Source organism: uncultured Helicobacter sp. (assembly GCF_937893305.1).
In the GTDB taxonomy this organism is placed as follows: Bacteria; Campylobacterota; Campylobacteria; order Campylobacterales; family Helicobacteraceae; genus Helicobacter_D.
This window is the reverse complement of the sequence record NZ_CALBGN010000015.1, coordinates 192,686-204,057: the sequence shown is the minus strand read 5'-3', so window position 1 is coordinate 204,057 and position 11,372 is coordinate 192,686. Positions and strand designations below refer to the sequence as shown.

Annotated in this window: 13 protein-coding genes; 5 read left to right on the top strand and 8 right to left on the bottom strand. The window is 36.0% G+C overall.

The features are described 5' to 3' along the window. Nucleotides 1–60 precede the first annotated feature (60 nt). Nucleotides 61–1,302 (top strand): DUF2130 domain-containing protein, encoded by a 1,242-nt coding sequence (locus tag Q0358_RS04540; protein WP_299547852.1) that lies wholly within the window; start codon nucleotides 61–63, stop codon nucleotides 1,300–1,302. On the opposite strand, the gene Q0358_RS04535 is transcribed toward Q0358_RS04540, so the two are convergent. Continuing rightward, the gene (locus Q0358_RS04535) at nucleotides 1,299–2,177 is read right to left on the bottom strand and encodes a DMT family transporter (RefSeq protein WP_299547849.1); all 879 of its coding nucleotides are present in this window, start codon (nucleotides 2,175–2,177) and stop codon (nucleotides 1,299–1,301) included. The genes Q0358_RS04540 and Q0358_RS04535 overlap by 4 nt on opposite strands. 118 nt (nucleotides 2,178–2,295) lie before the next feature. On the opposite strand from Q0358_RS04535, the gene der reads away from it, so the two are divergent. Then, nucleotides 2,296–3,681, top strand: a complete 1,386-nt coding sequence (gene der / locus Q0358_RS04530; RefSeq protein ID WP_299547846.1) for a ribosome biogenesis GTPase Der — start codon at nucleotides 2,296–2,298, stop codon at nucleotides 3,679–3,681. A gap of 2 nt (nucleotides 3,682–3,683) precedes the next feature. Here the strand turns inward: der and recO are convergent, their stop codons facing one another. From recO to Q0358_RS04495, 7 genes are read right to left on the bottom strand one after another with little or no spacing between them, the layout of a single operon-like run. Continuing rightward, entirely contained in the window at nucleotides 3,684–4,295 is a 612-nt protein-coding gene (recO, locus tag Q0358_RS04525; RefSeq protein ID WP_299547843.1) for a recombination protein RecO, read from the bottom strand. A gap of 9 nt (nucleotides 4,296–4,304) precedes the next feature. After that, nucleotides 4,305–5,093 carry a thiazole synthase gene (locus Q0358_RS04520; RefSeq protein ID WP_299547840.1) on the bottom strand — a complete coding sequence of 263 codons (789 nt, stop codon included), beginning with the start codon at nucleotides 5,091–5,093 and terminating at the stop codon, nucleotides 4,305–4,307. 26 nt (nucleotides 5,094–5,119) lie between these two features. Continuing rightward, nucleotides 5,120–6,541 carry an NAD(P)H-hydrate dehydratase gene (locus Q0358_RS04515; protein ID WP_299547837.1) on the bottom strand — a complete coding sequence of 474 codons (1,422 nt, stop codon included), beginning with the start codon at nucleotides 6,539–6,541 and terminating at the stop codon, nucleotides 5,120–5,122. 8 nt (nucleotides 6,542–6,549) lie between these two features. Beyond that, nucleotides 6,550–7,431 (bottom strand): hypothetical protein, encoded by an 882-nt coding sequence (locus tag Q0358_RS04510; RefSeq protein WP_299547834.1) that lies wholly within the window; start codon nucleotides 7,429–7,431, stop codon nucleotides 6,550–6,552. Beyond that, complete coding sequence (locus Q0358_RS04505) at nucleotides 7,428–7,811, bottom strand: Fic family protein (protein ID WP_299547830.1); 384 nt, start codon at nucleotides 7,809–7,811, stop codon at nucleotides 7,428–7,430. Before Q0358_RS04505 ends, Q0358_RS04510 begins: the two co-directional genes overlap by 4 nt. Further along, nucleotides 7,808–8,002, bottom strand: a complete 195-nt coding sequence (locus Q0358_RS04500; protein ID WP_082199456.1) for a hypothetical protein — start codon at nucleotides 8,000–8,002, stop codon at nucleotides 7,808–7,810. Before Q0358_RS04500 ends, Q0358_RS04505 begins: the two co-directional genes overlap by 4 nt. Nucleotides 8,003–8,048: 46 nt before the next feature. Beyond that, nucleotides 8,049–9,767 (bottom strand): hypothetical protein, encoded by a 1,719-nt coding sequence (locus tag Q0358_RS04495; protein WP_299547827.1) that lies wholly within the window; start codon nucleotides 9,765–9,767, stop codon nucleotides 8,049–8,051. A gap of 121 nt (nucleotides 9,768–9,888) precedes the next feature. Between Q0358_RS04495 and Q0358_RS04490 the strand changes: the two genes are divergently transcribed. The 3 genes from Q0358_RS04490 to Q0358_RS04480 all read left to right on the top strand — a co-directional run bounded on the left by Q0358_RS04490 (nucleotide 9,889) and on the right by Q0358_RS04480 (nucleotide 11,354). Beyond that, nucleotides 9,889–10,314 (top strand): hypothetical protein, encoded by a 426-nt coding sequence (locus tag Q0358_RS04490; RefSeq protein ID WP_299547824.1) that lies wholly within the window; start codon nucleotides 9,889–9,891, stop codon nucleotides 10,312–10,314. Nucleotides 10,315–10,396: 82 nt separating this feature from the next. After that, entirely contained in the window at nucleotides 10,397–11,110 is a 714-nt protein-coding gene (gene pyrH, locus Q0358_RS04485) for a UMP kinase (RefSeq protein ID WP_299547820.1), read from the top strand. Between the two features lie 16 nt (nucleotides 11,111–11,126). Continuing rightward, a complete protein-coding gene (locus tag Q0358_RS04480; protein ID WP_299547817.1) occupies nucleotides 11,127–11,354 on the top strand; it encodes a DNA-directed RNA polymerase subunit omega in 228 nt (75 codons plus the stop codon). Nucleotides 11,355–11,372 lie beyond the last annotated feature (18 nt).

Here is an 11,372-nt window from a genome sequence, read left to right as displayed (position 1 = left end):
CTTTTGTTAAGTTTAAAGAATTATAGCTAAAATTTTCGTGTTAAATTAAGGGAGAATAAAATGCAAGAAAAAGCAATTAAATGTCCAAATTGTAAAACAGAAATCAACGTGCAATCTGTGGTGTATCAGCAAATTTATGCACAGCTTCAGCAAGAACAGCAAGAAAAAAAAGAAGAATTTGATAAAGAAGTGCAAGAAAAAAGAAAAGAATATCAAAACGCTTTTAATGATTTGAAGGAGCAACAGCAATCTCTACAAAAAACTATTAACGATGGAATCCAAAGGGGCTTGCAGCAAGAGCGTATTGCAATGCAAGAATCTCTAAAAAAAGAAGTGCTAAAAGAACACGAAAGCGCAATTGAAGCAATGCAGAAGGAATTGCAAGAAAAATCAAATAAAGTTAAAGAGCTATATACAGCACAAAGTGAAATTGAGCGTTTAAAACGCGAAAATAACGAGATGGAATCTAAAATCAAAGCTCAAGCAGAGCAAGATATTAACATAAAAATACAAAATTATAAAGATGAATTTTCTTTAAAAATCAAAGAAAAAGACAAACAACTCCAAGACTTACAAAAACAACTCCAAGAAGCGCAAAGAAAAGCCGATTTGGGATCGCAACAACTACAAGGAGAAGTCCAAGAACTTGCGATTGAAGAGTATTTGCAAAGAAATTTTCCCCTAGATTCTATTTTAGAAATTAAAAAGGGGCAAAGTGGCGGAGATTGTGTGCAGATTGTGCATACTAAAGAAGGGCAAAATTGCGGAAAAATTTATTATGAAAGTAAGCGCACAAAAAATTTTCAAAAGGATTGGATTGAAAAACTTAAAAGCGATATGCGTTCAAATGGTTCAGATATCGGCGTTTTGGTAACTGAAGCACTTCCAAAAGAATTTGAACAGATGGGAATAATGGATGGGGTTTGGATTTGCACTTTTTCTGAATTTAAAGCCTTATCTTTAGTGCTTAGAGATAGCTTGATTAAGATTTCTTTGGCAAAAAAAACGACAGAAAATAAACAAGAAAAAATGCAAATGCTTTATAGTTATTTAACGAGTTCGGAGTTTAAATTACAAATTGAAGCTATTGTAGAGGGATTTACACAAATGCAAAAAGATTTAGACAAAGAAAAAAATGCAATGCAAAGACTTTGGAAACAGCGTGAAAAACAAATCCAAAAAGTATTAGATGGTTCTATTAATATGTATGGTGCATTGCAAGGAATTGCAGGTAATGCCATCTCAAACATACCAGCACTTGATCTTGATTATGAAAAATCAGATTTCATTGTAGAAGATTAAGTGTGTTTGTGGATTACTGCTAAAATACCACCAAGAATAATTAAAAACATTCCTAAAACCACAAATGTGTTTGGGATTTTATCTCCAAGAAAGATTCCAGCCAAAGTCGCAAAAAGAATTGTGCTATAAGAAATTGCTCCAATAATAGGAGGATTTCCTAAAGTGTAGGCTTTTGTTAAATAAATTTGCGCATAGGTAGAAACAAACCCCAATGCTAAAATCAGTAAAAATTCTTTAACATTTGGCGTTACAAAGGGTTCAAAAATTGCAATAGAATCGCTTGTATGGGGTGTGATTTGTGTTAAAAGTGGTAAAAATGAACCAGCAAGCATTAAAGAGAGAATAATTATACGCGCATCATAAAGCTTTGCAAGTTTTGTAATAGAAAGATAAGCAAGTGCTGCTCCAATTCCACTATATAATCCAATACAAATACCAAAAAAAGTTAGATCTGTGCCTTTGGGGTTAGAAATTAGCAAGATCCCGCTAAAGCCAAGCAAAATTGCAATCCAAGTTTTCAAGGAAACTTTATCGTGAATAAAAAGCACACTAAAGAGTGCTAAAAAAATTGGCGAAGTGTAGGAAAAAGCATAAGCAGTTCCAAGTGGCATAACAGACATATTATAAAAATTTGCAAGCATTGCACTGCCTCCAGCAAATCCTCGTAATGCCAGCACAAATGGCTTACCACCTATTTGCTTAGGAGGGGTTAAAAGTAGTGAGCCTAAAATCCATACAAGTCCAAAAAGATTCCTAGCAAACACAACTTCCATAGCGGGCAAATTTGGTGTTAGGATTTTTACAAACATTCCCATAGCAGTAAATAATACAGCTGCAAAGAGAATTGCAAGGATTGCTTGTTTGTTTGAATCCATTTTTTAGCCTTAAAATATTTTTGAAATCTTAGAACTTTATGTTTAAAAGTGTGGTTAATTTTATAAGGAATTGACAAAGAATAAAGTAAAATGCGCGCATTATAATAAAAGGTAAAGAATGGATAAAGTGTATGGAAGTATTGCGATTGTAGGTCGTCCAAATGCTGGAAAAAGCTCCTTGTTTAACCGATTTTGCAAGCAACGCATTGCAATTACTTCAGAGATTGCAGGAACAACGCGTGATGTAAAAAAAGCTAGAATCTTACTGCAAGACTCACCCTTTTTACTTCTTGATACAGGCGGATTAGATGATAAAGACGCATTGTTTCAAAGTGTTTCAAGGCATTCACAAAAAGCAGGGGAGAGTGCGGATTTGATTTTATATCTTGTAGATGGCAAAACTCCGCCAGAACAAGAAGATAAAGAAATCTTTTATGCGCTAGAAAAAAAGAATCCAAATATTTTTTTGGTGATTAACAAAATAGATAATGATAAAGAAAAACAAAATGCGTGGGAGTTTATGGAGTTTGGGGCAAAAAATGTTTTTTATATCTCTGTGGCGCATAATCGTGGAATCTTAGAACTAGAAAGAGCGATTTTAAAAGCTTTAAAAACTGAAGCAATGCAAAGTTTAATGAGTGCAGAATTTGATGAAGAGTCTTTGGAGGATTTTTTAGAAAATGATATGCAAGAATCTGAAGAAATCATTAATATTGGAATCATAGGGCGTGTTAATGTAGGGAAAAGCTCTTTATTGAATGCTTTATTAAAAGAAGAACGATCTGTAGTGTCTAATGTAGCTGGGACTACCATTGATCCTGTTGATGAAATTGGTGAGATTAATGGACAAAGGGTAAATTTTGTTGATACGGCTGGGATTAGAAGACGAGGGAAGATTGAAGGGCTAGAGAAGTTTGCCTTAAATCGCACACGCAGTATTTTAGAGCGCACAGATATTGCGATTTTGGTTCTTGATGCATCTGTTCCTTTTGTGGAGCTTGACGAAAAAATTGCTGGATTAATTGATGAATTTAAACTTGGCGTGATTGTGGTGTTTAATAAGTGGGATATTGCACATAAGGATTTTAAAGGAATTATGGAAGATTTTAAATTACGCTTTAAGTTTTTAGAGTATGCGCCGATTTTGACAATTTCTGCTAAAAATGGACGCCATATCCAAAAACTTGAAGAAGAAATTTTAAAAGTGTATGCAAATTTTAGTTTTAGGATTCCAACTGCAAAACTTAATGCTACAATTAAAGAAGCTGCAATGCGCCATCCATTACCAAGTGATCACGGAAAGATTGTGAAAATTTATTATGCGACACAATTTGAAACTAAGCCACCACAAATTGCTTTAATTATGAATCGTCCGAAATCTTTGCATTTTAGTTATAAGCGATATTTGGTAAATTTTTTACGCGAACGCTTTGATTTTAGTGGAACACGCGTGATTTTTATCGCTAGAGGCAAAAACGACTTTGATGAACAAGAAAGAGAATAGAGTTAGAGTCCTTGTGTTAGGAGATTCCAAAGATTATCTACGCTTTTAGAATCCAAAAATTCTCCTTGTAAATCTAGCCACGCTAGAATTTGTTCTCTGCAAAATAACGCACCCTCTAAGCAGCCTTTATGTCCGCACACTAAGCTACGCCCTAAGACAATGCTATCCCCTAAGGGTTTTTCGCAAATTAAGCAGTTTTGTAAGGTGTTTTTACGCCCTTCAAAGTTTAGAAGTTTTGCATAAAGGTTTAAAATACAGCGTTTTGGATTCTCAATTTCTAGGCGTTTTGCTCCTTCTTCTAAGTGTTTAAAATAAAAGCTATCAAGCGTTGTAATATCTCTTAAGTGTGAGTTTAGCAAGTGTAAATATTGTTGCCAAAAATAGCGAATTTGCGCTTCTTTTTCCCAAGAAAATGCCAAGTGCAAAGGCTCTCTTAGTTTGCCAATTTCTCTTAAATCTTTTTCAATAGCAAAATCAATCTTATGCCCTAAATGCACGATACTATGGCGCGCTCCATAAAAGCGATAAAGCGTGTGGATTTGTGTTTGAGTGAGAATCTTAACAAGTAAATCTTCATCACGCACACGCGTTGTGCTTAAAATATAGCCTTGCATTGCACGTGTTTAAAACTCCACCATACCAATTGTAGGAGAGCTTGCGGTTGCATAGGGTTTTTTAGAGATTCTGCCTGCAAGATAGCTTGCTCTACCGGCTCTTACTGCATCACGCATTGCTTGAGCCATTAAAATGGGATCTTTAGCTTGTGCTATGGCGGTGTTTGTTAGCACTCCATCAGCTCCTAGTTCCATTGCAATAGCTGCATCTGACGCACAACCTACACCTGCATCTACAATCACAGGCACTTTTATAGCATCTTTAATAAAAGCGATATTGTAGCGATTTTGGATTCCAAGTCCGCTACCTATAGGTGCTGCAAGTGGCATAACTGCGCTAGCACCTGCACTTTCAAGTGCCTTTGCAACAATGGGATCATCGCTTGTGTATGCAAGGACGCAAAAACCATCTTTTGATAGCACTTCACAAGCCTTTAGTGTTTCAATCACATCGGGATAAAGTGTTTTTTGCGTATCACCAATGATTTCTAGTTTAATGAAATTAATCCCAGTGGCTTCTCTAGTTAGTCTAAAAAGCGTGATAGCTTCTTCTGCTTTTGTGCAGCCTGCAGAATTTGGGAGAAATTGTATCGCGCTATCTTTGAAATAGTCTAGCAAATTTTCTTCATTAGGATTTGTGATATTTACACGACGCACAGCAACTGTTATCATCTCTGCTTCTGAAGCAATTGTGGCGTTATAAGTGGTTTTGAAATCTTTGTATTTACCACTGCCTACAATTAAGCGACTTTGAAAAGTTTTGTTTCCTATTTTTAGGGGGTTATTTAGGGTTTGCATAAGAATCCTTTTTGAGTTTTAAAGCCTTAAATGTAGCGGATTTGTTCAATTAAATCAAGGGGAGTTAATGAAAAATTTTGTGAATTTTTCATAAAAGATTCCGCGCAAAAACTCTGTATCAAAACGCCATTGATTGCGGCATCTAGCGGATTGTAACCTTGTGCTATAAGTCCGCTAATGATTCCACAAAGCACATCACCACTTCCGCCTTTTGCTAGAGCATTGTTACCAAAGGGATTGATATAAATGTTTTCTTTATGAGCGATGATTGTGTTCGCGCCTTTTAAAACAAGAGTTGCACTAGGGTATGCGCGTGAAAACTCTAAGGCAAAATGGATTCTGTCTTGTTGTAAGTCTTGTGTAGAGATTTCACAGAGATTTAAGGCATTTAAAATTTGCGTAAATTCCTTTGGATGTGGGGTTAAAATGCAGTTTGGATTAGATTGTAGCAAGTCTTTAAAGGCGGTATTGTAGAAAATATCTGCGTCTAAGACTAAAGATGTGTTTTTGAGATGTGGGAGAAAATTTACTAACTCAAAATCTCTGCCTAGACCCATTCCAAGCGCAATAGCGGTGGTATTAGATGGAATCTTTTTTGTGTGCATTAGAGTAAAGGGGAGATTGCATAGTATTGGTGTATTATTTAGCACGCTTACAAGCCCACAGCCACTTCTAAGCGCACTTAAGGCACACAGAACTCCAGCACCTTGTTTTTCTCCTAAAAACACACATAAATGTCCAAAATCTCCTTTATTAGTGTTTTGCTTCTCTCTAAAAGGGAGTTTTAAATCGCTTCTTTCTAAAAGCTTTATCGGGGATTCTTTAATAAAAACACTCTCTGTAACCCCTAAAGAAAGCAACTGCACTTCCCCGACAAAGTCTTTTGTGTTATCAAGATATAAAGCAGACTTTAGCGCACCCATTGTAAGCGTGTAATCTGCCTTGAAAGCTAGATTTGGGATTGCTCCATCATTTTGGATTCCGCTTGGAATATCACAAGCAATTTTTAGGGCGTTTGTTTGATTAAGTTTTTCTAAAAGGGCGCAAAGCTCTAAGTTTAGCGCACCCTTAAATCCTGCGCCAAAGAGTCCATCAAAGATAATGTCAAACTCCCCTTCAAGTTGTTTTAAAAAGTTAAGTTGCAAATTGCTTGTTGCAATGGCTTCTAGGCGTTGTAGTTGAAGCTTACATAAAGGGCTTTTTGCGCCAAGTGGCAAAAGCACGCTTAAATGGCAAGCTCCATAAAGCATTCTAGCAAGTGCTAGGCAATCTGCGCCATTATCGCCATTTCCACAAACGAGTAAGATTCTGCTTTTGGCATTAAGTTTTGGGCGTAAAAACTCTAGCATTCCTCTTGCGGCGTTTTCCATTAAAATTTCACTAGAGAGTTTAAACTCTGTGTTTGCGCGTTTATCAAGTGTGCGTGTGTCTAAAAAGAGATTTTTCATAGCAATCCTTATGAGAGTAAAAATTCATATTCATAGACTTTAGATTCTATTCTTTTGGCTAAGTTTTTTAGGGCGTAGTTAAGCTCTCCTAGCTTTTGCTTGTAGGCTTCATCTTTAGCTTTTTGGGGTGGATTCATTTTGCCTTTATCATTAAAGCCTTGAAAATGGGCTTTAATATCATAGAGTGCGGCGTTTGGATTATAGTCTTTAGAATCTCGTGTTTGTTTGTGGTAGTGCTTGAAAAGCTCTTTTCCTGCCTGCAATACTTCTTTTGCTTCATCGCTAAACTCTAGTGGTTTTGTGGGGATAAACGAGGATTCTAGCTCATCGTTAAAGAGACTTTTACTATTGGTGTTTTTAGAATCTAGTTTTATTTTGCCTTGCAAAAAGTCGTGCATAAAGTGAGATTCAAAGGCTTCGGCTGCGTCTATATCTTTTTCACTAAAGGGGATAAAGTGATTTATATCAACTTTACTTGTGATTCTATTTTTTCCGTGAAAAAGCATAAAAATAAGGCAGTCGCTATGAAACTCTGTGTCCTTTTCCCATTTTTTATTTGGGTTTAGGAATTGGTCGTTGTGATTTATCCAAGTATGTGGGATACAATGGCGGACGGAGAAATAGACTGCTCCAACGATAAGATTATTTTTAAAGAGTTTGAAAAAATTAAAATGTTCAATTCCTTTCTTTTGTGAAATATAGAGTTGGCTATTATGCTGAAAATCAGGAGATGGATTACACATATATGATATTTCTGTAATTGCCTTATCATCATATCGCTTAATCCACTTGTTAATGCTTTCTTTATTGTCTAGCGTTGTATAAAATCGCTTTTTCCCTAAACTCGCCCCATTTTCATCAAAAATATCTAGGGCAATGCTCTTTTTCATTGAATGCCTTTTAGCATATCACTTAGAATCTGTTTTAGCTCATCTTTGCTTATCTCATCACTTGCTACGCTTACAATTACATCTTCTAGCTTTTGGTAAAAGTCCCTTGGCGTGGCTTTGTGGTTGAGCATTATAAACGCATCGCCGATAAGCAATGTGGTGCGTTTATTTCCGTCTGCAAAGGGGTGGAACTTCACACAGGCAAACATTATATGCGTAAGCTTATCTATAAAGCTTGGGTAATAATCATCATTTTGGATTTGTGTCAGGGCAGAATCTAAAAGAGCGATTTGCTTAGGATTTGCCCCTTTTAGTCCGCCTATTTCATCTAGCATATCATCGTGGATTTTTTGCACTTCTTGTAAGCTTAAATATCTCATTTGTCTTTTAGCCTTTCAAATACTGAGCGAATCTCTGGGTCTTGTAACTTGTTTTTTAACTGCTCTCTTACACTTTCAAAATCGCTTTTAGATTCTGGCTCTTTTGTAATCTTTAAATCACTTTTTAAGCCTTTTAGGCTTTCAATCACTTGCAAAAGTTTAGAATCTACATTTTCTAATATCAAAGTCATTTTTGCTCCTTTTTTTGCTTGAATTTTAGCAAAAATTCTTTAAGCCTTATTCCGCCTTGCTTAAATCCCACACTAAAAAGCCTATGGGGAAGTTGCCCTTGACATTATCAAAGGTGTAGGCTGGAGCGATAAAGCCTTTTAGAAATTTTGCCTTAAAAGTCTCTCTAAATTTTATGAAATTGCTAGAATTGACATATTTAAGCGTTGAAAAGGCAGCTAGGTGGCAGTGTGGAATCTCTTTGTAGATTCTAAAGAAAAATTGTGCGAAAAGCTCATTACTCGCCTTCCCCATAGAATCTTTGTAGCGTTCATAGGTGGCATTACCTAAGGCTACACCATCTTTATTTTTGCCTGTGCCTGCTGGTGTCGTGCCTGAAGTGGCTTCCGCATAGGGCGGATTGATAAAGATAATAAGCTTTTTGCGTTTTTCATCATTTTTTAGAATCTCTTGCAGGGATTTTGGCAGTTTAGATTCTATGCAATTAGGACATTTAGAATCTACCCCATTTTTAGTATGTTTATCACAAGGCTTGTCAAAAAACTCATCATTTAAAAAGTCAAACTGAAAAATATGCTTTGGCAGTAGGTGCAGAGCATTTTCACTTGATAATTCTTGCATAATCTCTACATCGGCTTTATCTAAGGTAGAGGCATAGAGCCTGTGAGATTCTGTAAGGTTTGTGAGTAGATTGCCTGTCCCTGCGGCACAATCCCATATATAATACTCACTTTGATAGTTTTCACCTAGTGCTTTTTCTAGGTAGCTTTGGGCTTTGCTAACCCAAATTTGCGGAGTGAAAAACGCCCCCTTTCGCTCTCTAATATCACTAGGCACTAGTAAGTCTCTCCGCTCTATGATATGGCTCCAATACTCTTCTTTGGGCGGTCTCTCATAGAGATTCCAAAAGGCTGTGTGGGCTTTTTGATTATCACTAAAGCCAAATTCTGTGAAATTAAAGCTTGTGCTATTTGCGCGTTTTTCAAGCTTGACTTTATAAAAGTCGCTTTGTAGCAAGACTCTAAGAGAGTCTAAAATCGCCTTTGTGTTGTTGTTTTCACTAAGCAAATCAGCTAGGTAGAAATCACTGCTTAGGATATCTGGCTTTTCTGCTTCAAAGTCTATGCTAATGCTAGGGGCTACGCTTAAAAGCCATTTTTGATAAATGGTGGTGAAGTTGTTTTTGGTTATGGGGATTTTGGCGATGTTTTCATTATTTAGCGTGAAGTTTAGGTGTATGAAATTTTGTAATTCTTTATAGTCGCTTTTGAAGCTAAATTGTAGCTTTTTAGATTCTAAAAGTTCTTTTGTTTTGGTGTGGAGTGTTTTAAACTCTTTTGTGTCGTGGTTGCTTGGGGTTACGAGCCAATTAAAGTCGTTTTGCGTGAAGATAGAATCTAGCTCGTGGTATGGGATAAAGGCTATTTTCTCACAATCAAAAGCTCCTAAGAAAATGGGCGGGAGGTTGTTTTCATAGGTTTTTTCCTTGCCTATGGTTAGGATTAGCTGGATAAAAGATTCTATAATATCTGCCTTATTGCCTTTTTTGGCTTCTGCCCACAAAAAGTTTATAGGCTGGAAAAGTGTCTTTGCGTTGTAGCTTATACAAAAATCAATCCGCCCTAGAATCTGCGTAGAATCTAGGCTTTTTAGTAATGCTTTAGAATCTTTATCAAGCTTTATAAGCTCACTTTGTGGGTTTGGGCTGAAAAAGTCAGCGGCGACTTTGTGCTTTAGCTCTTCTTCTAGGAGGTTTAGGGGATACATTGGAGTCCTTTTTGTAAATGGATAAATATAACCTAAAAAACTTGAAAGCAACAAGAAGTAACAAAAATAAAGCAGATAATGGATAGAATTTTAATAAAAATTTGTTTTTTAAGGCTTTGTTTTGCGGTTATTAATTGCGTGTTTTGTTGTTTTATTTGGGGCGTGTTCTGCGGAGCTAGATAAGGAATCTAAAGATGAGAAAATGGAATCCAATAAGACCTTAGAGCTTGAAAAAACAAAGAAAACAGAAGATATAGAAGCGTTAGAAACTCCCTTGCAAAAAGAGCTAAAAAAGAATCTAAAAAGCCATTTGGATTCTTTAAGTAAAGAGTTGCATTCTAAGAATTTAGGGGATTTGCGCTTTGAAAACACAGGAGCAAAAGAGCATTTTGAACAATTTGAAAGCTTAAGTAAGGACAATTTAAAAGGAGATTTACAAAAGGATTCCGATAAGGATAGTCCTAGCTTGCATTTACAAAAAGCATATATTCTACAAGAAACACAAATTCAAAAATTGCGCCAAAAAAATGATGAAATTGGCAAGTGATTTTAGAAATTTACACGATTATTAAGTAAGTTTTGATTAAAATTGCGGATTTTAAGTAATTATTAAAGTAAAGGCAAAGCAAATGGCAAAGCGCGTTTTGGTTAAGTATTCAGGAGAGGCGTTGGCTGGTGAGAGTGGCTTTGGGATTGAAAGTAAAATTTTAGATTATCTAGCAAGCGAGATTAAAACGCTTGTGGAAAATAAGATTGAAGTTGGAATCGTAATTGGTGGTGGTAACTTCGTGCGTGGCGTAAGTGCGTCAAAAGGTGGATTGATTCGTCGCACAAGTGGTGATCATATGGGAATGTTAGCAACGGTGATTAATGGTGTAGCAATGCAAGAAGCATTGGAATATTATGGTATTGATGTGCGTGTGCAAAGTGCTTTAGAGATTAAAGAAGTGTGCGAGAGTTATATTAATCGTCGTGCAATTAGACATTTAGAAAAAGGGCGTGTTGTGATTTTTGTAGCAGGAACGGGGAATCCGTTTTTTACAACAGATACAGCAGCGACATTGCGTGCAATTGAAATTGAAGCGGAGATGATTATTAAGGCTACAAAGGTTGATGGCGTGTATGATAAAGATCCTGCGAAATTTAGTGATGCAGTAATGCTAGAGAGAATTAGCTATGAGCAGGCTTTAAAAGACGAGATTAAAGTAATGGACGATACTTCTATTGCACTTGCAAAGGACAATAATTTGCCAATTGTTGTTTGTAATATGTTGCGTGAGGGAAATTTGCTAAAGGTGATTCAAGGAGAATCTGGTGCAATCTGCTCAAAAGTTTTAAATTAATTTATAAAGGAAAAAAATGAGAATTGAACAAATCGCTTCAGTAGCGTTAGATAGAGTAAATGGAGATAGATATTTGCTATCAAATATTTTATTTGCAAGAATTGATGAGCTTAGTCGTGGTGCAAAACCACTTGTTAATAAAGATGTAAAAGTTAATAAACTTTCTGATATTGCCCTTCTTGAGGTTGCAGAAGGAAAAATTAGCTTAGATAAGATTGAAGAAGTGCAGATTAAAGATTTTTAAAGTTTTTTAAGGCAAAGT

Excerpts from the sequence above, each read along its gene's own strand:
- Q0358_RS04515 (WP_299547837.1), bottom strand. The coding sequence starts at position 6,541 with ATGAAAAATCTCTTTTTAGACACACGCACACTTGATAAACGCGCAAAC.
- Q0358_RS04505 (WP_299547830.1), bottom strand. The coding sequence starts at position 7,811 with ATGAGATATTTAAGCTTACAAGAAGTGCAAAAAATCCACGATGATATG.
- Q0358_RS04520 (WP_299547840.1), bottom strand. The coding sequence starts at position 5,093 with ATGCAAACCCTAAATAACCCCCTAAAAATAGGAAACAAAACTTTTCAA.
- Q0358_RS04500 (WP_082199456.1), bottom strand. The coding sequence starts at position 8,002 with ATGACTTTGATATTAGAAAATGTAGATTCTAAACTTTTGCAAGTGATT.
- Q0358_RS04540 (WP_299547852.1), top strand. The coding sequence starts at position 61 with ATGCAAGAAAAAGCAATTAAATGTCCAAATTGTAAAACAGAAATCAAC.
- recO (WP_299547843.1), bottom strand. The coding sequence starts at position 4,295 with ATGCAAGGCTATATTTTAAGCACAACGCGTGTGCGTGATGAAGATTTA.
- Q0358_RS04535 (WP_299547849.1), bottom strand. The coding sequence starts at position 2,177 with ATGGATTCAAACAAACAAGCAATCCTTGCAATTCTCTTTGCAGCTGTA.
- Q0358_RS04510 (WP_299547834.1), bottom strand. The coding sequence starts at position 7,431 with ATGAAAAAGAGCATTGCCCTAGATATTTTTGATGAAAATGGGGCGAGT.
- pyrH (WP_299547820.1), top strand. The coding sequence starts at position 10,397 with ATGGCAAAGCGCGTTTTGGTTAAGTATTCAGGAGAGGCGTTGGCTGGT.
- der (WP_299547846.1), top strand. The coding sequence starts at position 2,296 with ATGGATAAAGTGTATGGAAGTATTGCGATTGTAGGTCGTCCAAATGCT.
- Q0358_RS04495 (WP_299547827.1), bottom strand. The coding sequence starts at position 9,767 with ATGTATCCCCTAAACCTCCTAGAAGAAGAGCTAAAGCACAAAGTCGCC.
- Q0358_RS04480 (WP_299547817.1), top strand. The coding sequence starts at position 11,127 with ATGAGAATTGAACAAATCGCTTCAGTAGCGTTAGATAGAGTAAATGGA.